This is a genomic window from Saccharomonospora cyanea NA-134, assembly GCF_000244975.1.
Lineage (GTDB): Bacteria > Actinomycetota > Actinomycetes > Mycobacteriales > Pseudonocardiaceae > Saccharomonospora > Saccharomonospora cyanea.
This window is the reverse complement of record NZ_CM001440.1, coordinates 3,423,087-3,449,547: the sequence shown is the minus strand read 5'-3', so window position 1 is coordinate 3,449,547 and position 26,461 is coordinate 3,423,087. Positions and strand designations below refer to the sequence as shown.

The 26,461-nt window shown below is 70.0% G+C and carries 24 protein-coding genes; 16 read left to right on the top strand and 8 right to left on the bottom strand.

What is annotated here, in order from left to right:
* Positions 1–183: 183 nt before the first annotated feature.
* The 4 genes from SACCYDRAFT_RS16125 (at position 184) to SACCYDRAFT_RS16110 (ending at position 2,544) form a co-directional block, all read left to right on the top strand.
* Entirely contained in the window at positions 184–681 is a 498-nt protein-coding gene (locus SACCYDRAFT_RS16125) for a hypothetical protein (protein WP_005457704.1), read from the top strand.
* 194 nt (positions 682–875) lie between these two features.
* Positions 876–1,685, top strand: a complete 810-nt coding sequence (locus SACCYDRAFT_RS16120) for a lytic transglycosylase domain-containing protein (protein WP_005457695.1) — start codon at positions 876–878, stop codon at positions 1,683–1,685.
* Positions 1,686–1,763: 78 nt separating this feature from the next.
* Complete coding sequence (locus SACCYDRAFT_RS16115; protein ID WP_005457693.1) at positions 1,764–2,198, top strand: hypothetical protein; 435 nt, start codon at positions 1,764–1,766, stop codon at positions 2,196–2,198.
* A 1-nt stretch (position 2,199) separates the two neighbouring features.
* Positions 2,200–2,544 carry a DUF3817 domain-containing protein gene (locus tag SACCYDRAFT_RS16110; protein WP_005457691.1) on the top strand — a complete coding sequence of 115 codons (345 nt, stop codon included), beginning with the start codon at positions 2,200–2,202 and terminating at the stop codon, positions 2,542–2,544.
* Here SACCYDRAFT_RS16110 and SACCYDRAFT_RS16105 read toward each other — a convergent pair.
* The 3 genes from SACCYDRAFT_RS16105 to SACCYDRAFT_RS16095 are packed head-to-tail and all read right to left on the bottom strand — an operon-like array spanning position 2,522 to position 4,949.
* Complete coding sequence (locus SACCYDRAFT_RS16105; protein WP_005457689.1) at positions 2,522–3,400, bottom strand: spermidine synthase; 879 nt, start codon at positions 3,398–3,400, stop codon at positions 2,522–2,524. The two genes, SACCYDRAFT_RS16110 and SACCYDRAFT_RS16105, sit on opposite strands and share 23 nt — an antisense overlap.
* Positions 3,401–3,790 (bottom strand): adenosylmethionine decarboxylase, encoded by a 390-nt coding sequence (speD, locus tag SACCYDRAFT_RS16100; protein ID WP_005457688.1) that lies wholly within the window; start codon positions 3,788–3,790, stop codon positions 3,401–3,403.
* Positions 3,780–4,949: a type III PLP-dependent enzyme gene (locus tag SACCYDRAFT_RS16095; RefSeq protein ID WP_043536559.1), complete on the bottom strand. Its 1,170-nt coding sequence runs from the start codon at positions 4,947–4,949 to the stop codon at positions 3,780–3,782. The genes speD and SACCYDRAFT_RS16095 overlap by 11 nt, the downstream gene beginning before the upstream one ends.
* Before the next feature lie 589 nt (positions 4,950–5,538).
* Here SACCYDRAFT_RS16095 and SACCYDRAFT_RS16090 point away from each other — a divergent pair.
* The 7 genes from SACCYDRAFT_RS16090 (at position 5,539) to SACCYDRAFT_RS16060 (ending at position 15,825) form a co-directional block, all read left to right on the top strand.
* The gene (locus SACCYDRAFT_RS16090) at positions 5,539–9,015 is read left to right on the top strand and encodes a nitrate- and nitrite sensing domain-containing protein (protein ID WP_005457686.1); all 3,477 of its coding nucleotides are present in this window, start codon (positions 5,539–5,541) and stop codon (positions 9,013–9,015) included.
* Entirely contained in the window at positions 9,012–9,464 is a 453-nt protein-coding gene (locus SACCYDRAFT_RS16085; protein ID WP_005457684.1) for a roadblock/LC7 domain-containing protein, read from the top strand. The genes SACCYDRAFT_RS16090 and SACCYDRAFT_RS16085 overlap by 4 nt, the downstream gene beginning before the upstream one ends.
* 151 nt (positions 9,465–9,615) lie before the next feature.
* Entirely contained in the window at positions 9,616–9,993 is a 378-nt protein-coding gene (locus tag SACCYDRAFT_RS16080) for a DUF742 domain-containing protein (RefSeq protein WP_043537340.1), read from the top strand.
* Entirely contained in the window at positions 9,974–10,588 is a 615-nt protein-coding gene (locus SACCYDRAFT_RS16075) for a GTP-binding protein (protein WP_043536557.1), read from the top strand. Before SACCYDRAFT_RS16080 ends, SACCYDRAFT_RS16075 begins: the two co-directional genes overlap by 20 nt.
* A 79-nt stretch (positions 10,589–10,667) precedes the next feature.
* Positions 10,668–13,904 (top strand): fused isobutyryl-CoA mutase/GTPase IcmF, encoded by a 3,237-nt coding sequence (gene icmF / locus SACCYDRAFT_RS16070; protein ID WP_005457650.1) that lies wholly within the window; start codon positions 10,668–10,670, stop codon positions 13,902–13,904.
* Between the two features lie 40 nt (positions 13,905–13,944).
* Entirely contained in the window at positions 13,945–14,778 is an 834-nt protein-coding gene (locus tag SACCYDRAFT_RS16065; RefSeq protein WP_005457649.1) for an LLM class F420-dependent oxidoreductase, read from the top strand.
* A gap of 57 nt (positions 14,779–14,835) precedes the next feature.
* Complete coding sequence (locus SACCYDRAFT_RS16060; RefSeq protein ID WP_005457648.1) at positions 14,836–15,825, top strand: TIGR03557 family F420-dependent LLM class oxidoreductase; 990 nt, start codon at positions 14,836–14,838, stop codon at positions 15,823–15,825.
* 55 nt (positions 15,826–15,880) lie between these two features.
* Here the strand turns inward: SACCYDRAFT_RS16060 and SACCYDRAFT_RS16055 are convergent, their stop codons facing one another.
* Positions 15,881–17,119 carry an alpha/beta hydrolase gene (locus SACCYDRAFT_RS16055; protein WP_005457647.1) on the bottom strand — a complete coding sequence of 413 codons (1,239 nt, stop codon included), beginning with the start codon at positions 17,117–17,119 and terminating at the stop codon, positions 15,881–15,883.
* Between the two features lie 177 nt (positions 17,120–17,296).
* Between SACCYDRAFT_RS16055 and SACCYDRAFT_RS16050 the strand changes: the two genes are divergently transcribed.
* On the top strand, positions 17,297–17,902 hold the full coding sequence (locus SACCYDRAFT_RS16050) for a DUF5134 domain-containing protein (RefSeq protein WP_005457646.1): 606 nt from the start codon (positions 17,297–17,299) through the stop codon (positions 17,900–17,902).
* 127 nt (positions 17,903–18,029) lie between these two features.
* Here SACCYDRAFT_RS16050 and SACCYDRAFT_RS16045 read toward each other — a convergent pair whose 3' ends face one another.
* On the bottom strand, positions 18,030–18,278 hold the full coding sequence (locus SACCYDRAFT_RS16045) for a hypothetical protein (RefSeq protein ID WP_005457644.1): 249 nt from the start codon (positions 18,276–18,278) through the stop codon (positions 18,030–18,032).
* A 73-nt stretch (positions 18,279–18,351) separates the two neighbouring features.
* On the opposite strand from SACCYDRAFT_RS16045, the gene SACCYDRAFT_RS16040 reads away from it, so the two are divergent.
* A complete protein-coding gene (locus SACCYDRAFT_RS16040) occupies positions 18,352–19,101 on the top strand; it encodes an SDR family oxidoreductase (RefSeq protein ID WP_005457643.1) in 750 nt (249 codons plus the stop codon).
* A gap of 16 nt (positions 19,102–19,117) precedes the next feature.
* Here the strand turns inward: SACCYDRAFT_RS16040 and SACCYDRAFT_RS16035 are convergent, their stop codons facing one another.
* Positions 19,118–20,680, bottom strand: a complete 1,563-nt coding sequence (locus SACCYDRAFT_RS16035; protein ID WP_005457642.1) for a putative glycoside hydrolase — start codon at positions 20,678–20,680, stop codon at positions 19,118–19,120.
* A gap of 143 nt (positions 20,681–20,823) precedes the next feature.
* Between SACCYDRAFT_RS16035 and SACCYDRAFT_RS16030 the strand changes: the two genes are divergently transcribed.
* Both SACCYDRAFT_RS16030 and SACCYDRAFT_RS25500 read left to right on the top strand, forming a co-directional pair.
* Positions 20,824–21,831, top strand: a complete 1,008-nt coding sequence (locus SACCYDRAFT_RS16030; protein ID WP_005457641.1) for a polysaccharide deacetylase family protein — start codon at positions 20,824–20,826, stop codon at positions 21,829–21,831.
* 132 nt (positions 21,832–21,963) lie between these two features.
* Complete coding sequence (locus SACCYDRAFT_RS25500) at positions 21,964–22,668, top strand: WGxxGxxG family protein (protein WP_157606520.1); 705 nt, start codon at positions 21,964–21,966, stop codon at positions 22,666–22,668.
* Between the two features lie 9 nt (positions 22,669–22,677).
* On the opposite strand, the gene SACCYDRAFT_RS16020 is transcribed toward SACCYDRAFT_RS25500, so the two are convergent.
* Positions 22,678–23,928 carry an APC family permease gene (locus SACCYDRAFT_RS16020; RefSeq protein WP_005457638.1) on the bottom strand — a complete coding sequence of 417 codons (1,251 nt, stop codon included), beginning with the start codon at positions 23,926–23,928 and terminating at the stop codon, positions 22,678–22,680.
* Positions 23,929–23,969: 41 nt separating this feature from the next.
* On the opposite strand from SACCYDRAFT_RS16020, the gene SACCYDRAFT_RS16015 reads away from it, so the two are divergent.
* The gene (locus SACCYDRAFT_RS16015) at positions 23,970–24,434 is read left to right on the top strand and encodes a hypothetical protein (RefSeq protein WP_005457637.1); all 465 of its coding nucleotides are present in this window, start codon (positions 23,970–23,972) and stop codon (positions 24,432–24,434) included.
* Between the two features lie 58 nt (positions 24,435–24,492).
* Here SACCYDRAFT_RS16015 and SACCYDRAFT_RS16010 read toward each other — a convergent pair whose 3' ends face one another.
* Positions 24,493–26,199 (bottom strand): fumarate hydratase, encoded by a 1,707-nt coding sequence (locus SACCYDRAFT_RS16010; RefSeq protein WP_005457636.1) that lies wholly within the window; start codon positions 26,197–26,199, stop codon positions 24,493–24,495.
* Positions 26,200–26,461: the final 262 nt, after the last annotated feature.

Here is a 26,461-nt window from a genome sequence, read left to right as displayed (position 1 = left end):
GGCGCTGAAGTCACAGGTCACCGAAATCCTCCACGGCTGACCTCTTCCGGATTGTCGGTGGGCTCTCCTACGGTGCTCACATTGCGTGACCCGCGGTACCCGAAAAATCACGCTTCGAAATCTGCGGACGGTGCTCGACCAGTCCTTGAGGAACCACGGCAGTGCGTTGCGAAGGAGGCAGGGATGCGAGATCCCGGAGTTGACGCGGTGATTCGGCAGTGGGCGGCGGAACGGGAGCAGAGCGAGGAGGACCGGGAGGTCCATCGCATCGCGTCGGCCTGGCTGGCGGAGATTCCCCGGAGCGAGTCGCACGCGCCCGGAATCCCGGGTCAGCGTAGAGGAATGGGCACGGCCAGGTGGGCTCCCGTCGATCTCGCGGACCCCGGCTTCGTGGAGGCCATGCGACAGCGGCTTCCGGAAGCGCCTCTCGACCTGCTGGCCGCCGCGGCGGGCTGGTGGCAGATGGTGGGCGACGTCGAGGAGGCCCAGGCCTGGTGGGACGCGGGAGTCAGCCCGCTCGACCAGCGTGCTCTCGACTACCGCGCCGCCGGACTGACGCCGGCCGACCTGGCCCGTAGGCTCGGACCACTGACCGTGCTCGAACACCTGCGTCGAGGCAGTGCGCCGGCGTGGTGTGTCGCCCGGCTCGCCCGGCAGCGCCGGGACGCCGCCGCAGGCTGAGTCCCACGACGTGCCGTGACCTGGTCCGGCACGTCGTTGTCTGTCCGCCAGCAACCGGATACAGTGCCGTTTCGTGCCCCTGATCTCCACCACGCGCGTATGGCGCACGCCGCTTGGGGAAGGGCGCGTCGGTGGCTGACCTGCCTGGGACGCCCGATGCGCCTCTGTCGCCGCCCGCCGGTCTCCGGCGAACCGTGCTCACCCGTCTGCTCGTCCTCACCGCGGTGTTTGTCCTCGCCGCCGGCGGGGTGTGGGCGGTGGCCACGGTCATGTCGCCGTCGGCGGGGCCGACAAGCACCGGCATTCCCGCGCTGGGCATCGAGCCCGCGGACGTCGAACCGGGCAGCGAGGCCCCGGCTCACGAGCGTGGCACGGGACCTGGCGCCGAGGACGGCACGGCCGGTGTCACGACCCTCGAGGAGTGGGCCGATCACCTCGCCCCCGCCGTCGGCGTTCCTTCCCGCGCCCTGCGAGCCTACGGCAACGCCGAACTGGTCATCCGCGACGAGGCGCCCGAGTGCGGGCTGTCGTGGGCCACGCTCGCGGGGATCGGCCGGGTGGAGTCCGACCACGGACGCCACGGCGGGGCGGTGCTCGGCGACGACGGACGGCCGTCGCCGCCGATCATCGGGATCGCGCTCGACGGCTCCCCCGGAGTGAAGGCGATCGCCGACACCGACGGCGGCACACTGGACGGTGACTCCGAGCACGACCGGGCTGTGGGGCCCATGCAGTTCATCCCGACCACGTGGTCACTGATCGGGGTGGACGCGTCAGGTGACGGCAGGGCGGACCCGCAGCAGATCGACGACGCCGCACTGTCCGCCGCGTTCTACCTGTGCTCGCACGGGCGCGATCTGGCCACCGGTGAAGGCTGGTGGGACGGCGTGCTGTCGTACAACCACTCCGTGGACTACGGGCGTAAGGTGTTCGCGCTTGCCGAGCACTATGCCGACCTCGCTCGAACGGCGTTCGCGGGATCGGGGGGCACCGACGAACGGTGACGGGAGACACCGACGGACAAGGCAGGAGAAACCGGGCAAGCCGTCGCCCGTGTCCGCGGGAATGCTAGCGTCGAATACGTGTCCGATCGTCGCTCCACGGTCTCGCGCAAGCTGCTCATCGCCTGCGCGTGCCTGCTGAGTCTCGTCGTCTGCTGCGGCTTGGCGTGGTGGCAGTGGGACCGGTTCACTTCCGCGGGCGGCAGCTTCCAGAACCTCGGCTATGTGCTCCAGTGGCCACTGTTCGGGCTGTTCCCCGCCTTCATGGTCTGGCGAATGACCAGGCTGCGCAGGCAGGCCGCGGCGAACGGCGGCGAGGACACGACCGAGACCCCCGCCATCTCGCGGGAGCGGACGCGGACCGCGTCGGCGCCGACTTCCCGCCGAGCCGCCGCCCCCACGCCTTCGAAACCCCCGACGTCGCAGGGCGGTCCGATGGACGACGAGGACGCGGCACTGGCGGAGTACAACGCCTATCTGGCGCAACTGAATGCCAGTGAGCAGGAGAGGAACTGACATGGTGACGACCGCGCGGGACGAGACGAGCGCGAAGGCCGACCTGCGTAAGCCGTTGCAGCGATTCCGGGTCGCGGCCTTCGTCACGGGCCTCGGTCTGCTCGGGTTGGTCGTGGTCATGGTGATCCGTTACGGACTCGACAACCCGACGCCCTCGGCCGTGTACTCGCCCATCCACGGCGTGATCTACATGGTGTACCTCGTGGTGTCGGTGGACCTGGCGTTGAAGGCCCGCTGGTCGGTGAAGGGCACGATCGGCGTGCTGCTCGCCGGATGCGTGCCCTTCTTCTCCTTCGTCGCCGAGCGGGCCGTGACCCGCAGGGTCACCGAGGGCCGGAAGCTCTGAGAGCCTGTTCTCTGAGCCGTACCGAACGCGGCGGTACGGTGCAGCCCCGCAGCGTGTCGGCGTCGATGGACTCCGGCCGGTAGGCCGACTTCGCGAGCGCCTCGGTCATCGACTCGACCGGGGCGCTTCGGGTGTCCGGACGTCCTGACAAAAACGCCCACTCGTGCTCGTCGGAGCCGAAGTAGACGACCGTGCCGAACATTTCGGTGAACCGTTCCCACGCGCTGAGCAGAGTCTCGTTGCGCCACAACGTGGGGCACCCCGCCTGGCAGCAGACCACACCACCCGGGGCCAGCACGTCCGCGCAGCGGCGCAGGAAGTCCTTGCCGTAGAGCCGGTTGTGCTGCGCGTCCGGGTCGGTGTTCTCGTCGGGCAGGTCGATCACCACGACGTCGTAGCCGGTCGTCGCGGTGGACAGGAAGTCCCAACCGTCGCGGTAGTGGACGCGCACGGGGCCGTCGCCGCGCTCGGCCTCGGCCAGCTCCTCGGGCGTGTAGCCGTAGGGCAGGTGCCGGGCACACGCCCGAACGGTCTCGGCGTCGATGTCGACGTGGTCGACCTCCTCCGCGCCGTACGCGACGGCGAGCTGGCTCGCGACCCCCTCGCTGGAGCCGATGATCAGTACCCGGCTCACCGAGTCGGCGAGCAGCATCGGCGGCACCATCAGCGCCTCGTGGTAGACGAGCTGGCTGGCCTCGGTGCTCTGGCGCTCGTCGTCGCAGAACAGTGACACGCCCTGGGCCGTACGGCCGATCACCACGTGCTGGTAGTCGGTGTGGGTGTCGAGGATCACCTCGGGGACGTCCCAGACACGGGTGAGCCCCTCACCCACCGGCTCGACGATTCGCGTGCTCATCTACTTTCCCACCTCCGCGGGCCGCCGGCCCCGGCTGATCGTGGACATGGACTCGGGTTCGGTGCCGAGCGCAGCCGCCAGCAGGCGCACGGCGAGTTCCGGGTCAGCGCGTTCGCCGCAGGTGAAGACGTCGACGAACATGGACCCGATCTCCGGATACGTGTGGACGGACGCGTGCGACTCCGCCAGCATCGCCAGCACGGTCACGCCCTGGGGTTCGAAACGGTGGGCGATGACGTCGCACACCGTCGCGCCGGCGTCGGTCAGCGTGCTCGCCAAGGTGGTACGCAGGAACTCCTCGTCGTCGAGCAACCGTGAGTCGATCCCGTCCAGCTCGGCGAGGACGTGTTTGCCGGAGAACACGCCAACCGGCACGAGCTCACTCGCCACTGATCAGCCTCCCTTCGGAAATGCAGTACGTACGCAGGGGCTCGATTCCGTTGAACGCCACCGACGAATAGCTCGCCGTGTACGCGCCGGCCGCGAGGATGTCGATCACGTCGCCCGGCCGTAACGACAGGGGCAGCCGGTACGGCGTCCTCTGGTAGAGCACGTCGTCACCATCGCACGTCGGCCCGGCGATGATCACAGGGCCGTCCTCCTGCGAGTGCGGTCCCACGACGTCGAGTCGGTAGGCGATCGCCTCGTTCTCGGTCTCGGCCAGGCCGTTGTAGCGGCCGACGTCGAGATACACCCAGCGGTGCGGGTCCGTGGGGAGCTTGCGAGACACGACGACCACCTCGCTGCGGACGAGGCCCGCTTCGGCGACGACGGCGCGTCCCGGCTCGCACACCAGCTCGGGTGGCTGCGCGAAGTGGGCTCGCACGGCGGCGGTGACGGCGTCGGCGTACACACTCGTGGCGGGTGCGGGGTCGGAGTAGGAGATGCCGAATCCGCCGCCGACGTTGAGCCGCCGCAGGTTCACGCCGTGTTCGGCGGTGGCCGCGAACACCTTCGCCGCGGACGCGACCGCCACGTCCCAGGCGGAGGGATCGAGCTGTTGCGACCCCACGTGGAAGCCGACCCCGACGGGGTCGAGCCCTTTCCCCGCCGCGCGCAGCAGCAGCCGGACGGCCTCGTCGACGTGGCAGCCGAACTTGTGACCGAACGGGGTGACCGAGTCGGGGCCGCCCTGGACGAGCACTCGCGCCGACACCTGGGATCCCGGTGCGTACCGGGCGAGGTTGTCCACGTCGCTCTCGGCGTCGAAGGTGTACTCCCGGACACCCGCCGCGTGGGCGTGGGCGATGGCGGAGGGCTTCTTGACAGTGTTGCCGTAGGACAGTGACGCCGGATCGGCCCCGGCTGCCAGACACAGGTCGATCTCACCCGGACTGGCCACGTCGAACGCGGCTCCCGCGGCCACGAGCGCCCGGAGCACGGCGGGGTGGGGGTTCGCCTTCACCGCGTACTGCACGCGGGAGCCCGGGAACGCCGTCGCGAGCCGTCGGTAGCGGTCGACCACGGTGTCGACGTCCACCACGAGGCACGGGGTCGGGGGTCGGTACGTGTCGAGGAAGGCGCGGATGCGGGTGACCGTGTCGTTCACGCCCTCCGAGGGTAGGGGCGGCCGGTTCGCCACCGTCTTCGTGGGCGACCGGGTTTCGTAACAGGGTTTTGTCCATTCGTGTGCCGTTCCGGGGACACAAGATCGTGCACACTTGATGCCACGCGTTCCACTGAGAATCCTGCTGCGCTGAGCTGAACGGGTGACCATGGGGGCTGCGCATCGGCTGTGTGGGTGAGACTTTACCGGCCCGAACTGATGAAACCCGTAATCAGACTGCGACCGCCTCGCCGCCGCTCGTGGTGGTGCCACGCCACATGATCGGATTCGTCGATGGTTTCCGCAGGTCAACGGCGTGTCAGCGACCAAGATCAAGGGGCCGGTACGTGGTGTTAGGCTCGATCCACCCGACCGACTCCCGCCCCGGCGCGGCCGACGGGCGTCACGGAGGGTGCGTCTGCTCGTACGTGACGTGCTGCCGTGGCCGGAGAATCGGTACGAGCGGACGACAAAAGGCGCGAATCGACGAAGCAGCGGCGCCCATCCGTACGACGAGCGCTGGACGCGCGCGTCAGATGGACGAGCCGCGCACCGCGACGACAGTGGGCGAGCCGGAGGAGGAGTCACCTTCGTGAAGGTTGCGTCAGATGGCCAGGTGCCGGTGGGCGAACTCCTCGGCGAGGAGGACCGCCCCCGTTCCCGCTGGCGTGCGGCCCTGCGTTGGCGTGACTGGAACCTCCCACTCAAGCTCGGGGCGGTCACGCTCATCCCGATCGTCATCGCGGTGGTACTGGGCGCGATCACCCTCGGGAACCAGATCGGGAGGGCCGACCAGTACGACTCCCAACGGCAGCTCGCCGACGTCGGCGCCTCCACCCGAGCCCTGCTCGACGCGGTGCAGCGCGAACGCACTCTCACCGCGGCCGCGCTGACCGAGGGCAGCGGCCTCGACTCCGAGGAACTGCGCCGGGTGCGTGACGAGGTCGACCGTGCGCGGGCTCCGCTCACCGAGGCCGTGGCCGCGGTCGGCGAACGACTGTCGGCCGTGCGGTCCGGGCTCGACAAGCAGCTCGGCGCGCTGACCGAGATCCGCGAACGCGCCTCCGGAGGGCAACTGGGCGCTGTCGAGGCCGTCGACGAGTACCGGGCCGTCACGGCGGCGTTGCTGGAGGTCGACACGGCGGTGGCCGGCGGGATCAGGGCCGAGGGCCTCGCCGCCACCGCCGACGCGGTGCACAACCTTCTCGTGGCCCGTGAGGAGGTGTCGGTCCATCAGGCGCTGGTCGCCCACGGCATCGCCTTCGGCCTGGCGCCCAGCGAGTTCAACGCCGTCCGCACCGCCGACGTGCGGCGGTCCGACCGGCTCACCGAGTTCTCCGCCGCCGCCACGGAAGCGCAGCGGGCACTCTTCGACGAGACGGTGCGGGGCGCGGCGTTCGACGAGTACCGCCGGGTCGTCAACGCCGTGCTGTCGAGTCAGGACGCGGGCAGCGAGATGCTGTCCTCCACGGGCGCCGACGAGTGGGCCGAGACCGGGGCGGCCGTGTTCACCGCGATGGGAGAACTCGCCGACCGGCTGGGCGACGAGCTGACAGGGGGCACCGGGGCTCTGGCCGACGACGCGGGCACCGGCGTCGGGATGCTGGCCGTGGCGTTGTTCGTCGCGTTCGTGCTCGCCGCGTTGGTCGTGTTCCTCATCGCGCGGCAGCTGCTGCGTTCGCTCAAGGTGCTGAGGACCACGGCCCTCGAAGTCGCCCAGCACGAACTGCCCGAGGCCGTGCAGGCGATCCAGGAGGGGCACACCGACGACACGGAGATCAACCCCGTCCCGGTCAGTACCCGTGACGAGATCGGTGAGGTGGCCAGGGCGTTCGACGCCGTGCACAGCGAGGCGCTGCGGCTGGCCGCCGAGCAGGCGGGCATGCGTGCCGGGTACGCGTCCGTGTTCGTGAACCTCTCGCGCCGCAGCCAGAGTCTCGTGCAGCGTCAGCTCCAGCTCATCGAGCGGCTGGAGCGCGACGAGGAGGACGCCGACCAGCTCGCCACGCTGTTCCAGCTCGACCATCTCGCCACGCGGATGCGCCGCAACAACGAGAACCTCATGGTGCTCTCCGGTGCCGAGCCCGCGCGCCGGTCGGGGCAGCCGGTGAGCGCCACCGACGTGCTGCGGGCCGCGGTGTCCGAGATCGAGCAGTACCAGCGCGTGGTGGTGCGCACGCCGCCGTCGGTGAGCGTGGTCGGCTACGCGGCGGGCGATCTGATCCGGCTCGTCGCGGAGCTGCTCGACAACGCCACCGCGTTCTCCGCACCCGAGACCCAGGTGACCGTGGCCATGCGTCAGCTCGACGACGCGTCGTTGTCCATCGACATCCTCGACAAGGGCATCGGCATGAACGAGCGCGAGATCGCCGAGGCCAACGAACGGCTGTCCGAGGCGAGCTCGATCGGTCTCACCACCTCGCGTCGCATGGGGCTGTTCGTGGTGGGCAGGCTCGCGAGCCGGCACGGTTTCGGTGTGGAGCTGCACGGCGGCAAGGACATCGCCGGAGTCAGGGCCACCGTTGCCGTTCCGGCCGAGTTGGTGACCGACGAGCAGGCTCCGTACCCGGCGCCGGAGCCACCGGTCAGGGAGAACACCGAACCGGCACCGCGTGAGGCCGGCGACAGCCTTGCGGACACGGCACAGGGGAACCCGGCTCCGGCGGGGATGCTGAACACCTCGGGAGGCCCGCTGCCCCGGAGGAAGCCGGGGGGCAGCGCGGCGACTCGGGTGACGTCTCCGGGTGGTGACGGTGCGGCCGTGCCCGACCAGAGCGACACGGAGATGACCGGAACGGCGCTGTTCACTCCTGTCACTCCCGCGGGCTGGGACGACGCCACGTCCGGCAGGCCGTCTTCACCACCGCGGCAGGGGGGCCGTCCCGCGGACGAAGCCGCCGACCCGGACGGTCCCGGAGCCGAATCCGCCGAGGCCGGGCCTGCCTGGCCCTCCGAGGCGCAGGCGGCCGAACACACCAGGGACGACGCTGACCGGCGCGGCCGGGATCGGGCCACGGACGTGAGCAGTACGAGTGGCGAGCTGCTGTCCGGCAGCAAGCTGTTCGAGGCCAACAGCACGGCGGTGAGTGACTGGTGGAGCGCAGCCGTCACGGAGAACAGCGCGGGCACCCCCACGGAGGAGCAACGCAGGGCGCGGAAGGCGGCCGTGGAGAACGCCGAGACGACGCCGATCTTCGACGAGATGGTGTCCGCGTGGTTCCGCAAGGTCACCGACGCGGCGGGCAGTGTCCCGCCCGAGGAGAGCCGGGACTGGAAGTTCGCCGCCGACCAGACCTTCAAGGCCGTGCAGGAGGTCTCGCAGCGGCAGTCTCCCTCCGAGTACACCGACGCCGGTCTGCCCCGGCGGCGACGCGGGGAACGACTGCTGCCCGGCAGCGCCGCTCCGGACGGTGGCGGCGAAGCCGAGCCCACGGGCGAGCGGTCGCGCCGCCCACGTGATCCGGCCGAAGTGCTCGGCAGGCTCAGTAGTTTCCAGCAGGGCGTCACGCGCGGACGTCGGCACCGCAGGGGTGACTCGCCGGACGACGGTGAAGGGGCCCACGGCACCGGCTCGGCGCTGCCGCAGCGGCCGAGGCGCATCCGGCCGGGAGCCGCGCCGGACGAACCCGACGCCACCGAGACCACCGATGTCGTGGGCAGCGCGGGAGGGCTGTTCACCGACGCGTCACGACCATCCACCGATTCGTCCGGTGGCGTCGAAGGCGTCGAAGGCGCTGCGAGCGTCGCGTCCTCGGATACGGGGGCACCCGAGGACGGCGGTACGAGCTGGGCCTTTGCCGTCGACGAACGCTGGCGAACGGTCGAAGAGGTCTCCCGTGCGGAGCCGACGAGCTACACACCGGCCGGTTTGCCTCGACGACGGCGTGGGGAGAGGCTACTTCCCGGCAGCGCGGCCCCCGAGGGACAGGCTGAACCGCGTCGCAGGCTGCCGAGGGATCCTGCCGACGTGCGAGGGAGGCTGGCGAGCTTTCAACAAGGAGTCCGCAGAGGTCGGCATCACACCGCAGGTGAGACCGACAACGCAGACGAAAGACTGGAGGGTGAATGACCGTGTCGGATCGCTCTGCGCCTCAGCAGAACCAGTTCGGATGGTTGGTGAACGACTTCGCCGAGCGGGTGCCGGGTGTCGCGCACGCCGTGGTGGTGTCGGCCGACGGTCTGCTGCTGACGTCGTCGAACCGGCTGCCGCTCGACCGCGCCGACCAGCTCGCGGCGGTGGCGTCCGGTCTGGTCAGTCTCACCCAGGGGGCGGCGCGGTGCTTCGAGGCGGGCGCGGTGACCGAGACCGTCGTCGAGATGGAACTCGGGACCATGGTGCTCATGTCGATCAGCGGTGGGTCGTGCCTGGCGGTGCTGGCCGCTCCGAACTGCGACATCGGCCAGGTCGCGTACGAGATGACACTGCTGGTCGAACGGGTGGGACAGCTCCTCACACCGGAGCTCCGGGCCCAGCTCCAGGGGTCGGGCGGACCGAGGGTCGGCGAACCGGTGGGATGACCGCGCGATGAAGCCGGGGCCCCTGACTCCCCGTGACGAGCCGGACGCCTCCGCGGCGTCCGCCGGGACGGGTCGGGTACCACGAGGCCCCGAGCGCGCGCGGTCGAAGTACGGACACGGCGAGGACGGAACGAGCACCAAGGAGCAACCTGTGGCAGTCGAAGCTTTCCCGTTGCAGCCGACGACGGAGGAGACCGGTTTCGTCCGTCCCTACGCCCTCACCGGCGGCCGGACCAGGGCGAACTACCACCTGGAGCTGGAGACACTGATCTCCACGAGGACCGCGGCGCTCCTCGCGGTGCCCGACCAGATCGAGCTCCAGGTGATCATGGAAGAATGTCGTACCCCGCAGTCGGTCGCGGAGATCGCATCTCGGCTCCGGGTACCACTGGGCGTGGCTCGGGTGCTGATCAGCGATGCAGCTGACGCGGGACTGGTCACCGTGCACAGGACCGTCTCCGGTGACGAAGGCGCCGAGGCGCACCTGACGTTGATGGAAAGGGTGTTGAGTGGACTCCGCCGGCTTTAAGGCACCGCGCGAAGCCGCGCCGAAGACGATGACGTCTGCCAAGATCGTCGTGGCGGGTGGGTTCGGCGCCGGCAAGACGACGTTCGTCGGTTCGGTGTCCGAGATCGTCCCGTTGACCACCGAGGCGATGATGACCGATGCGAGCACCGGCATCGACGATCTGGAGGCGACGCCGAACAAGGCGACCACGACGGTCGCCATGGACTTCGGCAGAGTCTCCCTGGACGAGGACCTCATCCTGTACCTGTTCGGTACGCCGGGGCAGCAGCGGTTCTGGTTCATGTGGGACGACCTCGTTCGGGGCGCCATCGGTGCGGTGGTGCTCGCGGACACCCGGCGGCTCGCCGACTCGTTCGCGCCCGTGGACTTCTTCGAGGACCGCGGTCTGCCCTACATCGTCGGCGTCAACACGTTCGACGGGATCCTGCAGCACGACCTGAACGACGTTCGCGAGGCGCTGTCGATCGACCCGAGCATCCCCATCGTGCGTTGTGACGCCCGCGACCGGGAGTCCACGAAGCAGACGCTCATCACGTTGGTGGAGTACGCGATGCGGCAGTGGATCGCGTTGCGGGCGGCGAACTCCGCCTCCTGAACCGATTCGGGCCGGTGAGGTTCGCATCACCGTGTCGCTTGGTTCCAAAAAAAGTAGGAAGTCCAAGTATTTTGGAGGCATGACCTCCGAACTCCATCGACCCGCGCACCCAGTCCGGTTCGTGACCGCCGCGAGCCTGTTCGACGGTCACGACGCGTCGATCAACATCATGCGGCGCATCCTGCAGTCGCAGGGTGCCGAGGTGGTGCATCTCGGGCACAACCGGTCGGTCGACGAGGTGGTGACAGCCGCCATCTCGGAGGACGTCCAGGGTGTCGCCATCAGCGCCTACCAGGGCGGGCACGTCGAGTACTTCACCTACCTCGTGGACCTGCTGAGGGAACGTGGAGCGGGCCACATCCGCGTCTACGGCGGTGGCGGCGGAGTCATCGTGCGCGACGAGATCGAGCTACTGCACTCCCGTGGGGTCGCCCGGATCTTCTCGCCCGACGACGGCCTCGAACTCGGCCTTCCGGGCATGATCAACCTGATGATCCGGGAGTGCGACGTGGACCCCGCAGCCGGGGAACCCGGTTCACTGGACGGGCTGCTGTCCGGTGACGTTCCGACGCTCGCGCGCACCATCACGAGGTTGCAGCACGAGGTGTTGCCCGAGAACTGGCGGACGGCCATCGCCGAGGTGGCGTCCGCGCGCACGGTGCCGGTCCTCGGCATCACCGGTACGGGCGGTTCGGGCAAGTCGTCGTTGACCGACGAGCTGATCCGGCGGTTCCGGCTCGACCAGGAGGACAAGCTGCGGATCGCGGTACTCGCCGTCGACCCCACCCGCCGCAGGGGCGGTGGTGCGCTGCTCGGCGACCGCATTCGCATGAACAGCCTGACCGGCGACCGCGTGTACTTCCGGTCGCTCGCCACGCGCGGAACGGGCTCGGAGATCCCCACCGGGCTCGACGACGCGGTGCTGGCGTGCAAGGCGGCCGGGTACGACCTGGTGATCATCGAGACGCCGGGTATCGGCCAGGGTGACGCGGGCGTCGTGGACCACGTCGACCACACGCTGTACGTGATGACCCCCGAGTTCGGTGCCGCGTCGCAGCTCGAGAAGATCGACATGCTCGACTTCGCCGACGTCGTGGCCATCAACAAGTTCGAGCGGCGCGGAGCCGAGGACGCCCGCCGCGACGTGGCCCGCCAGATGATCCGCAACCGCGAGCAGTTCGGAGCCTCTCCCGAGGACATGCCGGTGTTCGGCACCAGCGCCGCGAAGTTCAACGACGACGGCGTCACGGCGCTCTACCAGCATCTGCGCGACCTGCTCTCCGAGAACGGCCTCTCCGTCTCGGCCGGGGTGCTCCCGAGGGTGGAGGGCAAGGTCTCCACCGACACCAGCGTCGTCATCCCGGGTAACCGCACCCGCTACCTCGCCGAGATCGCCGACACGGTACGGGGATACCACGAGCGCACCCGCCGGCAGGTGGAGGCCGTGCGTAGGCGGGCGCACCTGGCGGCCGCTCGCGACGCCCTGGTCACGGAGAACGCCTCCACCGACGACCTCGACCGGCTCGTGGAGAAGGCCGAGGCGGCGGTCGACGCGGACACGAAGGAGCTGCTGGAACGCTGGGACGAGCTGGCCGAACAGTACCGGGGATCCGAACTCGTGTTCACCGTGCGCGACAAGGAGATCCGTACCTCGTTGTGGCGCGACACGCTGTCGGGCAGTCGCATTCCCAGGGTCGCGCTGCCGCGCTACTCCGATCCCGGCGAGCTGTTGTCGTTCCTTCGCCGTGAGCACCTGCCCGGCTACTTCCCGTTCACGGCCGGGGTGTTCCCGTTCAAGCGGGAGGGCGAGGACCCGGCGCGGATGTTCGCGGGCGAGGGCGACGCCTTCCGCACCAACCGCCGGTTCAAGTACCTGTCGTCCGACTCCGAGGCCAAGCGGCTGTCCACGGCGTTCGACTCGGTGACGCTCTACGGGTGGGACCCGGACACGCGTCCGGACATCTACGGCAAGGTCGGCACGTCCGGTGTGTCCATCGCGACGTTGGAGGACATGAAGGCCCTCTACGACGGCTTCGACCTCACAGCGCCCACCACGTCGGTGTCGATGACCATCAACGGTCCCGCCCCGACCATCCTGGCGTTCTTCCTGAACACGGCCATCGACCAGCGGATGGACGCCTTCCGTTCCGAACACGGCCGCGAGCCCACCGCCGACGAGGCCGCCGAGATCCGGGCGTGGACGCTGCGCCAGGTGCGCGGCACCGTGCAGGCCGACATCCTCAAGGAGGACCAGGGGCAGAACACCTGCATCTTCTCCACCGAGTTCTCGTTGCGGATGATGTCGGACATCCAGGAGTGGTTCATCGCCAACGGCGTCCGCAACTTCTACTCGGTGTCGATCTCGGGCTACCACATCGCCGAGGCCGGGGCGAACCCCATCACGCAGCTCGCCTTCACGCTGGCCAACGGCTTCACCTACGTCGAGTCGTACCTGGCCAGGGGCATGCACATCGACGACTTCGCGCCGAACCTGTCGTTCTTCTTCTCCAACGGCATGGACGCCGAGTACTCGGTGCTGGGCCGGGTGGCCCGTCGGATCTGGGCCGTCGCCATGCGCGACCGTTACGGAGCGAACGAGCGGTCGCAGAAGCTCAAGTACCACGTGCAGACCTCCGGCCGGTCGTTGCACGCGCAGGAGATGAGCTTCAACGACATCCGCACGACGTTGCAGGCGCTGTGCGCCCTGTACGACAACGCGAACTCGCTGCACACCAACGCCTACGACGAGGCCATCACCACACCGACCGAGAGTTCGGTGCGCCGCGCGCTGGCCATCCAGATGATCATCAACAAGGAATGGGGCCTGTCGAAGAACGAGAACCCGCTCCAGGGGTCGTTCATCATCGACGAGCTCACCGATCTGGTGGAGGAGGCCGTGCTCACCGAGTTCGAGCGCATCACCGAACGGGGTGGCGTGCTCGGCGCGATGGAGACCGGCTACCAGCGGGGCAAGATCCAGGACGAGTCGATGCTCTACGAGCGGCTCAAGCACGACGGCTCACTGCCGATCGTCGGGGTCAACATGTTCCGCAACCCCCGTCCGGAGGACGACGAGGTCGAGGTGGAACTCGCCAGGGCGACGGAGGAGGAGAAGCAGTCGCAGTTGCGGCGGCTCGCCGACTTCCACGACAGGCACCACGACGAGGCCCAGCGAGCGCTGGCACGGTTGCGGGAGGCGGCGGCAGGCGGGGAGAACGTCTTCGCCGTGCTGATGGACGCCGCGCGTGTGTGCTCGCTCGGGCAGATCACCCACGCCTTCTTCGAGGTCGGCGGGCAGTATCGCCGGAACGTGTAGTCCGGGAACAAACCGGAGCCGGGCGTGGTTGGCCGGTGACATGAAGTTCGGAATCGCGACGTTCGTGACGGACGAGGGAATCCGGCCGACCACGCTGGCCACGGCGCTGGAGGAACGCGGGTTCGACTCGCTGTTCCTCGCGGAGCACTCGCACATCCCGGTGAGCCGGGAGACGCCGTATCCGGCCGGGGGCGACCTGCCTCGTAAGTACTACCGCACGCTCGACCCGTTCGTGGCGTTGAGTGCGGCGGCGGCCGTCACCGACAGGCTCCTGCTGGCGACGGGCGTGGCCCTGCTCGTCCAGCGCGACGTCATCCACACGGCCAACGAGGCGGCGAGCCTGGACCTGCTCTCGGACGGGCGGTTCGCGCTCGGTGTGGGCGTGGGCTGGAACCGCGAGGAGATGCGGAACCACGGTACCGACCCGCGTACCCGCGGCTCCCTGCTCAACGAGCAGCTTCAGGCTCTCAAGCTGCTGTGGACGGAAGAGCAAGCCGAGTTCCACGGCCGGCACGTCTCCTTCGACCCGGTCTTCGCCTGGCCCAAGCCCGTGAGCGAACCCCATCCGCCGATCTACGTTGGTGGGGAGAGCCCGGCCGCGCTCGCGCGCCTGGCCGCCTACGGTGACGCCTGGCTGCCGAGGGGCGGCACCGAGCCGGAGGAGATCCGCCGTGTGCTCGCGGCGCTGGCGGAGCAGGGCCGACCCGACGTTCCCGTGACGATCTTCGCCGCCGACCGTGACGAGTCCCGGATCGAGGCGTGGGCGGACGCGGGCGTCGAGCGGGTGACGTTCGACCTGCCCACGTTGCCCGAGTCGGAGACGCTGAAGGTGCTCGACGAGTTGGCCGAGTCGGCGCGGCGGCACGCGGGGTAGGTTCGGCGAAGGTGACACCACCGACACCACAGGACCGCGACGAAGAGGGGAAGACACGTGGGTGACGTGCAGATCGGCATCGCGGCGGCACTGGAGCAGTTCTCGCCGAGGGAGTCCATCGAGTTGGCCGCGCTGGCCGAGCAGCACGGATTCTCGGGCCAGATGGCCGCCGACCACTTCCAGCCGTGGGTACCCGCGCAGGGAGAGGCGTCGTTCGTGTGGAGTGTGCTCGCCTCCCTCGCCGAGAACACCACCGGTGACCTCGGGCCGGGCGTGACCTGCCCGTCGTTCCGGCAGCACCCGGCGCTGGTGGCGCAGGCCGCGGCCACGCTCGAAGCGACGTATCCGGGGCGCACCTGGCTCGGTATCGGCTCCGGCGAGGCGCTGAACGAGCACATCATCGGCGGGTACTGGCCGGAGGCGCCCGAGCGGGTGCGCCGCATGTTCGAGGCACTCGAAATCATCCGGAAGTTGTTCAGTGGCAAGGACGTCAAGCACAGCGGTGAGTTCTTCAAGCTGCACAACACTCGACTGTGGACGCTGCCGGAGGCTCCGCCGCCGATCTACATCGCCTCGGCGGGACCGTACACGACCCGCAAGACCGGGGAGCTCGCCGACGGGTTGATCACGCCGGGCGCGTCGTTGGAGAAGCTCGCCGGCATCCTCGACAACTTCGCCCAGGGCGCGCGCAAGGCGGGCAAGGACCCCGAGAGCATGCCGAAGTTGTTGCAGGTGCACCTGTCGTGGGCCGCGACCGACGAGGAGGCGTGGCGCAACGCTCTGGAGCAGTGGCCCAACGGCGGGATGAAGTTCCCCAAGGCCGACATCCGCTCGCCGTTCGACTTCGAGCAGATGGCCAAGCTCGTGCGCCGGGAGGACTTCGAGGGGCGCATGGTGGTGTCGTCCGATCCCGACGTGCATCGTGCGTCGCTCCAGCGTTTCATCGACATGGGGTTCACCCGCATCTACGTGCACAACGTGGGACGCAACCAGAAGGAGTGGCTGGAGGTCTTCGGCCATGAGGTCCTGCCCAAGCTGAGGGCCTGAACGTCCGAGCGGGACCGTCCACTCGGCAACCGACATCGGACAACGGTGTCCAGTGTCAGCCTGTGGCGGTGTCCCGGTGCGCGTACATCCAGTCGAGGAACCGCTGTACCCCCCGGACCACGTGGGCGCTGCGGATCGACGGGAAGATGTCGAACGCGTGCTGGGCTCCGGGGATCTCCGCGTAGGCCACCGGACGGGGTGACGCCTCGCGCAGCCGACGCACGAATTCCCGAGCCTCCCTGACGGGCACGAGCGTGTCGTGCTCGCCGTGGATCACGAAGAACGGGGGCGCGGAGGGGCCGACGCGGTCCAGCGGTGAGGCCGCGACGTAGTCCTCCAGCGACAGGCGCGGGTCCTTACCGACGACGTAGCGTGCGAGCAGGTACCGCAGCCGGGCCTGGCTCGCGGGCGCACCGGTGGTGGCCGCGAAGTCGTACACCCCGTAGTGCGGAACGCACACCTGCACGCTCGTGTCGACCTCCTCGAAGCCCGGCTGGAACGCCGGATCGTTCGGGGTGAGCGCCAGAAGCGCGGCCAGGTGACCGCCCGCCGACCCGCCCGTGGCGGCCACGAACGACGGGTCGCCGCCGTAGTCGGCGATCCTGGTGCGCACCCAGGCAAGCGCCCGCTTGGCCGCCACGATGTGCTGCGGCCAGCGGGCGGCAGGGGAGAGCGGGTAGTTGATCGCGACGCACACCCAGCCCCGCGCCGCCATGTGCAGCATGAGCGGAAGCCCCTGCTGTTCCTTGTTCCCCGACACCCATGCCCCGCCGTGCACCTGGAGCAGGACCGGCCGTCCCGACCCCGGTTCGCGCGGTCGGTAGACGTCGAGCAGGAACCTCCTGCCGCCCTGGAAGTAGGCGATGTTGCGGTCGGTGCGGACGTCCGCGTGCCGCATGCGGAACGGCAACACCAACTGGCCCCACGGTGTGGCCAGATCGGAGGCCGAGGGCGGAGGCCGCAGGACGTCGGTGTAGCCGGGGCCGAGCGTGTCGACGAGTGCCTGCTCCACGGCAGTCCTGGCCTGCTGCGCCGAGGCGATCAGCGACCCGAGGCCGGCGGTGGACAGCGCGGCGGCCGCCAGGCCCACGCGGTCGGCGTCGCGTACCCCGCGTCGGGCCAGGTGCGCGGCCGTGTCCGTGAGGGTGAGGGCGAGCAGGTGCGGTGCCAGCTCCGAGGTGATCCACCCGGTGACGAACGCCGGGAATCCCCAGTGGGTTCCGCGCAGAGGACGCAGGGCGTTGGCGGTGAGCGCGAGCTGGGCGGCTCGGCGAGCCCGGAACGACAGACGCATGGTGCCGAGGCTAGGAGCCCGGTCGGCCCGTCTGCCGCCCGGTGTGCACTGTGAGTGCGGCCGTGGGGTGATCTTTCACCTGCCTGACCGCTGGTCGGCACGTGGTCCGGATGACACGGTTGGGAGGTCCGGCGGGCCGGTCCGGTGGTCCGTGTCCACTCCGCTCAGGAGGCTTCGATGGGCGTTCCGACGGCCGTGGCCTGGGGCGCGACCGCCGTGTTCGGACTGCTGGTGCGGCCGTGCGTGTCGAGACTGGTGCGACTCGACTACACCCGGCTCGGGCCGGGGGTCAGGCAGGCGGATCTCGCGGGACTGCTCATGGCCGTGGCGATGACGGCGATGGTGTCGCCGGTCGGCTTCCCCGTGCCCGTGGCGGGCTGGCAGGCCCTGTTCGTGGTCACGGCCTGCTGGTTCCTCGTCGCCGCTGCGCGGGAGCGGGCCGAGCGGAGAGTGTGTCGCGGTTGCGATCTCCACCACGCGGTGAGCGCCGCCGCGATGGTGTACATGCTCGCGGCGGCACCGCACGGTGATGCCGGGCACAGCGTGTGGCCGATCATGGTGGGTGAGGACGTCACGGGCGGGGAAGGCGAGTTCGCGGTGCCCGCCGTGGCGCTCGCGTGCGTGCTCTACTTCGCGGTGGACACGGCGATGACCGTCCGCCGCGTCGTCCGAACCCGGCGGGACGGAGCCTCGTTGCCGGAGGGCGTGGCGTCGAGGTTCGGATGCCGGGCCGTCATGAGCGCCGGGATGGCCGCCATGTTCGCCGTCGGGTTGGCGGTGTGAGTTCGGCACCTCAATCGGGCAGGAGTTCGACGCGCACGCCGCGAAGCGGCTGAAGTTCCGGTCGAAGGTGACCACCGTGGCGCGGTGTTCCAGCGAGATGGCCGCGAGGTGCGTGTCGTTGGCGAGTTCACCGGCCGGTGCTCAGTTCTCGCCGGATCACCGCGTTCCCGAGCTCACCCGCCAGCGCCAGCGCGCGATCGAGTGGGACCGTGGGCTCGCCCACCGAGCGAGTCGGTGTGTGGAAGTCGGGGCGGCCGGGGTTCAGTCCCGCGCGGACAGCGCTGTTGAGGGCTTCCTTGAACGACAGGCCCCGCTCCTCCATCATGTGCCGGATCGCGGCTTCGACCTCCGGGGCCTGGGTCACCGTGGTACGCACGGTTGCGTCATCGCATCGTCAGTGACGAAGCTGTGATGCACCACAGTCGGTGTGAGAGCGGAGGGACGAGCGCATGAACGACGGGCGGGTCGCGGTGGTGACCGGAGCGGGTTCCGGCATCGGCAGGGCGGTGGCGCGGGCGTTTCTGAGCGACGGCTACCGCGTCGCGCTCGCGGGCCGGCGCAAGGAAGCGTTACAGGAGACCGCCGCGGGCAGCACGGAGGGCACGGCCCTCGTGGTCCCCACCGACGTCACCGACCCCGACGCCGTGAGCGCGCTGTTCGACGCCGTCGTGGGTGAGTGGGGCCGCGTGGACGTGCTGTTCAACAACGCAGGCACCCTCGGTCCCTCCGGAGCCATCGACACGGTGCCGGTGGAGGAGTGGCGCCGCACCGTCGACGTGAACCTCACCGGCATGTTCCTCTGTGCGCGGGCGGCCGTGCGGGTGATGAAGGCGCAGAACCCGCGCGGCGGGAGGATCGTCAACAACGGGTCGATCGCCGCGTCGGCACCACGGCCGGAGAGCGTCGCCTATTCCGCCACGAAACACGCCGTCACCGGACTGACCAAGTCGATCCTGCTCGACTGCCGCGCGTTCGACATCGGCTGCGGGCAGATCGACATCGGCAACGCCGCCACCGAGATGACGGCGGGGTTCGGGGCGGGTGCCAAGCAGGCCGACGGCAGTGTCCGGCCGGAGCCCAGCTTCGACGTGTCCCACGTCGCCGACGCCGTGCGGTACATGGCCGGTCTCCCGCTGGAGGCCAACGTGTTCTCACTGACCGTCACCGCCACCGGGATGCCGTTCGTGGGGCGTGGCTGAGCCGGGCGACGGCCGGTCAGGTGGGCGGCAACGCCCTCGGGTCGTACCGGCAGGCGGCGTTCCACAGCAGGAACGAGTCGATACCGACGTCCTCGGCGGCCTCGATCTGCGCGCGGATCTCGTAGGGCCCGTACTCGACGCCGAGGCTGAACGCCTGGAGCCACGGGATCACCTCCGTGCGCCCGTTCTCCTGAGCCAGGTCCTGGAAGTCCATGAGTGAGCGCGCCGTGATGTCGTACGGCTGGCTCTCCGGGTCCTCCACGCCGTACTCGCCGGGACCCCAGTGCGACGGGTACACCATCGGGGCCACGTAATCCACGTGCTCCGACATCGCCGGGATGTCCTGCGCGATCTGCTCGGGCCGGGTGGCGGCGATCCCGAACACCGACGCGCCCTGGAACGCACCGTGCTTGCGAACGGCTGCGCGGGACTCGGCGAGGAAGCTCGCGATCGACTCCTCGGGTGTGGTCGTCAGGCCGGGAAACACCATGGCCGAGGAGTCACCGTCCGGCCTGCGGATGTAGTCGTAGAGGATGTCGTCGAACCCGAGTTCGGCGGCTTCCTCGGCCAGCGCGATGTTGTAGGCCCGGACCTCCGGAGCGGCGAAGTTGGTGAACGAGTAGTCGCCGTATCCTCCGGACCACGCGCTTCCGTCGGTGGTCTGGATGACCCGGTCGTAGTACCCCTCCTCCCAGGACGCTCTGCCGAGCACGGGGTCGCGGAACGCCACGAGTCTGCCGACGACGCGGACTCCCTCCTCGTGGAGCAGGTCGAGGGCCTCCCTGGCGTCGTAGAGACCGGCGTTCGCGCCGATCTCCTGGGCCAGCGGAACCTGTGACGCGTAGCCGATCCGCCCGCTCTCGTCCTTGATGTCGAGCTGCACGGTGTCGATGCGGCCTTCCCGCACCATCTCCAGCACGGGTTCGCGCAGTGTGGGGCTCGCCCAGGCGCTCGCCGTGAGGTGGACGGCCTTCATACCGGGGTGACGCAGCGCGATCGGCACCCGCTTGACGGCCTCGTTGCCCGCTTCGTCGCGGGCGACGACCGTGACGACGCTCGTCCCGGCCCGCACGGGAAAGACGAAGGAACCGTCAGGGCCGGGGCGTGTCTGCTCACCGTCGACCGACACCAGCACCGCTCCCGGCGCGCTGCCCCGGATCTCACCCTCGGTGCCCTGCTTCACGGGTTCGGGAGGCTGGACGTCCAGCTCGGGTGGGGTGTTGTCGACCCGGAAGGTGATCCGAGCGGGATCGGCGTCACCGAAGACTCCGGGCGGGGGCGAGACGACGAGCAGGTGCACTCCTTCGTCGAGGATGACGGTCTCGGGGCGCAGCACGTTGCCGTCGGGGTACAGCGGCAACCGTTCGCCGTCCAACATGGCGACGAGGCCGTGGAGTCCGTGTGGGGAGGAGATGCGTACCCCCTCCAGGACGTTCGGCCGCACCGGGTGGTCCGGCAGGCCTGTGACGGTCGCGTCAGCCCGGTCCGGGATGCTCGAAGGAACGAGCACGGCGGCGGCGACCGCCGGCACCGACACGAGCGCGACTGTCCATCGAGGACTCAATCGAAACCTCGGCATCGTCGGCCTCCCTCCCGTTGCCGTGGGTCGGTCAGCGCAGGTCTACCCACGGTGTGTCCGTTGCGGACGTCGGCCGGGGCAGGAGTGCCTGGTCGAGTGAGCGCGGCACGCGGTCGGGTGCGGCTCGGCCTACGTTGCCGGTCATGGCCCTTCGACGAATCCTGTTCCTGGCCGCGGCGGCATCGCTGGTCGCGGGCTGCACGCACACCGTCGCGCCCGAGGCGAGTCCGCACGAGACCACCGGCGCGAACGTCCCCACGGACCCCAGCACGCCACTGCCGGACCCCGAGGAGGTCGGTGCCAACGAGCTCGGTGTGGTGCCCGTGCTCATGTACCACCGGATCGTGCCGGAGCCCGCGTCGGTGTACGACAGGACGCCCGAGGACTTCCGGGCGGAACTGCAGCGCCTCGCCGACTCCGGCTACGTGCCCGTCACGACGGCCGAGCTGGCCACGGGACGACTCGACCTGCCCGCGGGTACCCACCCGGTCGTGCTGACGTTCGACGACGGTGATCCGAGCACGATCCGGATGGACGGCTCCCGCGTCGCACCCGACACGGCGATCGGGACGCTGCTGGACGTCGCGCGGGACAATCCGGGTTTCCGTCCCACGGCGAGCGTGTACGTGAACGAGGAGCCCTTCGGCGGTGGAGAGGCCGGGCGGCGGGCGTTGCGCTGGCTGGTGGACAACGGGTTCGAGGTGGGCAACCACACCTTCGGCCACGCCGACCTCGGCACCTCGTCGCCCCGGGCTGCGCAGCAGGCCATCGCCGACGGCGACGAGTCGATCCGCGAGGCCGTGCCGGGTTACGCGCCCACCACGCTCGCTCTGCCGTTCGGGGCGCGCCCCGAGCCGGGCGAACTCGCCCTGCGCGGTGACGGCTACGACTACCGGGCGGTGCTGTTGGTGGGAGCCAATCCCGCCCCGTCGCCGTTTTCGGTGGAGTTCGACGCGGCGGCCGTGCCCCGTATCCGGTCGCAGGGGCCGGACGGTGAGGGGGCGGAGTTCGGTTCGACGGCCTGGCTGGACGAGCTGGCGGCCGACCCCGGGTCGCTCTACACCTCCGACGGTGATCCCGCCCGGATCTCCTACCCGCGTGACGACGACACCCTGAACCCGGAGTTCGCCGAGGCCGCGGCACCGTACTGACCGCTCACGCACGAGCCCGGCCACTACCTGATGCGGTCACAGCCTCAGCACGGTCGGGTGGTGGCGAGGTGGAGCAGGAGAGATGTGGGTAGCACGTGTCGTGACCGCACGTGGAGGAGAGCTTTGCGCAAAGTGACCGTTGGCAGGATGGTGGCGGTGGCGTGTGTGCTCGTGCCGCTCATGGGGACACCCGTGGCACATGCCGAAACCGCCCCGTCCGCCGCGACAGCAGCCCAGACAGCAGCCCAGACGCCGGATGCCCAGCAGCGCGGGGAAGCCGGCGACGAACCGCCCTGGGGACTGCTGGGCCTCACCGGGCTGCTCGGCCTGGTGGGCCTGGCCCGGAGGCGGCGTCGGCCCGTGGTGGCCGATCCGCTCTCCCCGTACCCGGTGATGCGGGCGACGGACGCGGCGCGACGCCGCGACCCCCACGCCTCGGCGCCCGGCATGCCCGCCGTGGGCGGCCCGCAGCCACCGCAGCCACCGCAGCCGCCGTCGTTGTCACAGGCGTCGCAGCAGCCGGGTGGCGCGTTCGGAAACGCTGGAGTTCCCCGGGCTCTCACCGCGCACACGCCACCGGCCATCCCGGCGCAGAACCCGGGGGTTCACGAGCGCCTGCCCACCACTTCGCGCCCGGTACCCGCTCCGCGGTCCGCCGCCGCCCCCTCGGACTCCTCGCCCACGAGCGTCACGAGTGACGGCAACATTCGGCTCGCCCCCGCGCCGCCGCTGCACGCGAACCGCCTCAGTCCGCCGAACCTCGACATCTCCGGCATTCCCGGTATGGCCGACGCTCCACCTGCGAAACCGCGGTGGCCGCAGCGCGAGTACGACTGAGTCCGCCGGTCACCGCCGCCTGCGGGGCAACGCCGTCCGCACGCCGTACACCAGGGCCCCCAGTGCCAGCACCGCCGTGCCGGTCACGACGGAGGTCCACGGCAGACCGAACGCCAGCACGGTGCACCCGGCGAGCCCGACGGCGGGCAGGAGCCGCCCGGCTCCCAGCGTCCACGCGCTCGCGTTGGCGACGGCGTAGTAGACCAGTACCGCGAACGACGAGAACCCGATGACCCCGCGCAGGTCCGCCGTCGCGGCGAGCGCGGCCACCACCGCGCCCACGGCGAGCTCGGCGTGGTGGGGGATGCCGCGCCGGGGGTGCACGGCGGCGAGGCCGCCCGGCAGGTGACCGTCCCGACTCATCGCGAGCACGGTGCGGGAGACACCCAGCAGCAGCGCGAGCAACGACCCGCACGCCGCGACCACCGCGCCGATCCGCACCACGGGGCCGAGCGCCGCCCACGACGTCGTCTCCACGGCGTGGGCGAGCGGGTCGGGTTGCGCGGCCAGCGTCGCCGCTGAGAGCTGGGCCAGCGTCGCCACCGTGACGAGCAGGTAGACCACGAGCACGACGCCCAGCGCCGTACGGACGGCCCTCGGGATGGTCCGCTGCGGCTCCCGTACCTCCTCGCCCAGCGTGGCGATGCGCGCGTACCCCGCGAACGCGAAGAACAGCAACCCCGCCGCCTCCACGACGCCCAGCGGATCGAACCCGGTCGTCGGCGCGAGGCGCGTGGCGTCGGCGTCACCGCCCACGGCCACCGCGAGCACCACGAGCGCCAGCACCGCGAGACTGAAGGCCACCAGCACGCGGGTGGCGAGAGCCGATCTCCGCACGCCCGCGTAGTTCAACGCCGTCAGAACCACCACGACCCCCGCCGTGACCAGGCTCCGCCACGGCTGGTCGAGCCCGGGGGCGGCGTAGGTGACCACGGTGAGCGCCATCGCCGCGCAGCTCGCGGTCTTGCCGACGACGAATCCCCAGCCCGCGAGGTAACCCCAGAACGGCCCCAGCCGCTCCCTCCCGTACACGTACGTACCACCCGAGTCCGGGTAGCGGGCGGCGAGCCGTGCCGAGGCCGTCGCGTTGCAGTACGCCACGAGCGCCGCGATCGCGAGGGCGAGCAGCACGCCGGAGCCCGCGGCGCGGGCGGCCGGGGCGAGAGCCGTGAACACTCCCGCCCCGATCATCGAACCCAGTCCGACGACCACGGCGTCGCGGGTGCCGAGGGTCCGTTTCAACCGAGGACGGGAGGACATGGGATGCAACCTAACCCCGGCCGCGTTACGTCCAGTCGGACATGAGGTGGATTCGAGGGATCATCGCCGCGGCAGCGTTGCTGACCGTGACGGCGTGTGGAGAACAGACGGCCACGACGGGCAACGGGTCCGGGGAGGCCGGGGGAGGGCCGCCCGCGTCGCAGGAGCTTTCCCGCGCCCCGGAGGAGGTGCCCAACGACGGACCTGTCCCGATGGGACGCATCGACGCGAGTGCGTTGCCGGAGGGATACCCTGTCGACGTCGCCGTGTCCGAGGAAGGGCGCACGTTGACGATCGTCGCCCAGGAGGGCGGGTGCACGAAGGCCAGTGCGACGGTGGCCGAGCAGAGCGCCGAGCGGGTCGAGGTGACGCTGGTCGAGTCCAAACCGGCCGACAAGAACACGATGTGCACCATGGACATGCGATACCCGCCGCTCACCGTGGAACTCGACGAACCCCTCGGCAAGCGCGTGGTCGTGCTCGATCACAAGCGCACCACGCACTGACGCCGCACGGGCCGACGCCAGGAGATCGTCTCCACGGCGTCGGCCCGTGGCGGGTGCGCTAGGAACGGAACGAGATCTGGAGCACCGGCTCCGAGGTGTCGGCGAAGAAGTCGTTGCCCTTGTCGTCGATGACGATGAACGCGGGGAAGTCCTCGACCTCGATGCGCCACACCGCTTCCATGCCCAGTTCCGGGTACTCCAGGACCTCGACCTTCTTGATGCAGTCCTGGGCGAGCCTCGCCGCGGGACCACCGATGGAGCCGAGGTAGAAGCCGCCGTGCGCGCGGCACGACTCGGTGACCTGCTTCGACCGGTTTCCCTTGGCCAGCATGACCAACGAACCCCCGGCGGCCTGGAACTGCGCGACGTAGGAGTCCATCCGGCCTGCCGTGGTCGGGCCGAACGAACCCGAGGCGTAGCCGTCGGGGGTCTTCGCGGGACCAGCGTAGTAGACCGGGTGGTCGCGCAGGTACTGCGGCATCTCCTCACCGGCCTCCAGCCGCTCCGCGATCTTCGCGTGGGCGATGTCGCGCGCCACCACCAGCGGGCCGGTCAGGCTCAGACGCGTCTTCACCGGCAGGCTCGACAACTGCTCCCGGATCTCCGACATCGGCCGGTTCAGGTCCACCTCGACGACCTCGTCCGACAGCTCGTCGTCGGTCACGTCGGGGAGGAAGCGTGCCGGGTCGCGTTCGAGCTGCTCGATGAACACGCCCTCCGAGGTGATCTTCGCCTTGGCCTGCCGGTCGGCCGAGCACGACACGGCGATTCCCACGGGACACGACGCGCCGTGGCGCGGCAACCGGATCACGCGCACGTCGTGGCAGAAGTACTTGCCGCCGAACTGGGCGCCGATGCCGAACTGGCGTGTCATCTCGAGCACCTGCTGCTCCAGCTCCACGTCCCGGAACCCGTGGCCCAGCTCGGAACCCTCGCGAGGCAGCTCGTCGAGATAACGCGCGGACGCCAGCTTCGCGACCTTGAGGTTGTACTCGGCGGACATGCCGCCGACGACGATCGCGAGATGGTAGGGCGGGCAGGCCGCCGTGCCGAGACTGCGCAGCTTCTCGTCGAGGAACCGCGCGAGCCGCTTGGGGTTCAGCACGGCCTTGGTCTCCTGGTACAGGAACGTCTTGTTGGCGCTGCCGCCGCCCTTGGCCATGAACAGGAACTCGTACGACGGGTCGGCGTCCGCTTCGGCGTCCTTGTGGTACAGCTCGACCTGCGCGGGCAGGTTCGTACCCGTGTTGCGTTCCTCCCAGAAGTTCAGCGGCGCCATCTGCGAGTACCGCAGGTTCAGCTCCTGGTACGCCTCGAAGACACCCTTCGACAGCGCCCGCTCGTCGTCGCCGCCGGTGAGCACGCCCTCCGCGCGCTTGCCGATGACGATGGCCGTGCCCGTGTCCTGGCACATCGGCAGCACACCACCCGCCGAGATGGCGGCGTTGCGCAGCAGGTCCATGGCCACGAACCGGTCGTTACCGCTCGCCTCGGGGTCGTCCACGATCGCGCGAAGCTGCGCGAGGTGCTCCGAACGCAGCAGGTGCTGGATGTCGGTGATCGCCGTGCGTGCCAGCAGCGTCAGCGTTTCCGGCTCGATCTCCAAAAACCGCCTGCCCGCCGCCTCCACGACACGCACCCCGTCGGCCGTCACGAGCCGGTACTCGGTGCTGGTGTCCTTGCCCAGCGGCAGAACTTCGGTGTGGTTGAACTCGCGTGTGGTGCGGGCGGGGGACGACCCCGGCCCAGGAGTGGTCACAGTCACAGCTCGGGCTCCGTTGCGCGTGGTCAGGGGGTTAGACCGTATCGCGCGGCCGGAGCCCTGATCAGGAGCCCACGCCGCCGCGCGATGCAGATCACCCGCTACCGCGGGTCGGTGCTCGATCACCCGCTACCGCGGGTCGGTGCTCGATCACCCGCTACCGCGGGTCGGTGCTCGATCACCCGCTACCGCGGGTCGGTGCTCGATCACCCGCTACCGCGGGTCGGTGCTCGATCACCCGCTACCGCGGGTCGGAAGGCCGGGC

What these genes read in the sequence shown, in the direction of transcription:
- SACCYDRAFT_RS16020 (WP_005457638.1), bottom strand. Translation starts at nt 23,928, where the DNA reads ATGTCCTCCCGTCCTCGGTTGAAACGGACCCTCGGCACCCGCGACGCC.
- SACCYDRAFT_RS16040 (WP_005457643.1), top strand. Translation starts at nt 18,352, where the DNA reads ATGAACGACGGGCGGGTCGCGGTGGTGACCGGAGCGGGTTCCGGCATC.
- SACCYDRAFT_RS16055 (WP_005457647.1), bottom strand. Translation starts at nt 17,119, where the DNA reads ATGCGTCTGTCGTTCCGGGCTCGCCGAGCCGCCCAGCTCGCGCTCACC.
- SACCYDRAFT_RS16030 (WP_005457641.1), top strand. Translation starts at nt 20,824, where the DNA reads ATGGCCCTTCGACGAATCCTGTTCCTGGCCGCGGCGGCATCGCTGGTC.
- icmF (WP_005457650.1), top strand. Translation starts at nt 10,668, where the DNA reads ATGACCTCCGAACTCCATCGACCCGCGCACCCAGTCCGGTTCGTGACC.
- SACCYDRAFT_RS16015 (WP_005457637.1), top strand. Translation starts at nt 23,970, where the DNA reads ATGAGGTGGATTCGAGGGATCATCGCCGCGGCAGCGTTGCTGACCGTG.
- SACCYDRAFT_RS16110 (WP_005457691.1), top strand. Translation starts at nt 2,200, where the DNA reads ATGGTGACGACCGCGCGGGACGAGACGAGCGCGAAGGCCGACCTGCGT.
- SACCYDRAFT_RS16085 (WP_005457684.1), top strand. Translation starts at nt 9,012, where the DNA reads ATGACCGTGTCGGATCGCTCTGCGCCTCAGCAGAACCAGTTCGGATGG.
- SACCYDRAFT_RS16065 (WP_005457649.1), top strand. Translation starts at nt 13,945, where the DNA reads ATGAAGTTCGGAATCGCGACGTTCGTGACGGACGAGGGAATCCGGCCG.
- SACCYDRAFT_RS16105 (WP_005457689.1), bottom strand. Translation starts at nt 3,400, where the DNA reads ATGAGCACGCGAATCGTCGAGCCGGTGGGTGAGGGGCTCACCCGTGTC.
- SACCYDRAFT_RS16035 (WP_005457642.1), bottom strand. Translation starts at nt 20,680, where the DNA reads ATGCCGAGGTTTCGATTGAGTCCTCGATGGACAGTCGCGCTCGTGTCG.
- SACCYDRAFT_RS16125 (WP_005457704.1), top strand. Translation starts at nt 184, where the DNA reads ATGCGAGATCCCGGAGTTGACGCGGTGATTCGGCAGTGGGCGGCGGAA.
- SACCYDRAFT_RS16050 (WP_005457646.1), top strand. Translation starts at nt 17,297, where the DNA reads ATGGGCGTTCCGACGGCCGTGGCCTGGGGCGCGACCGCCGTGTTCGGA.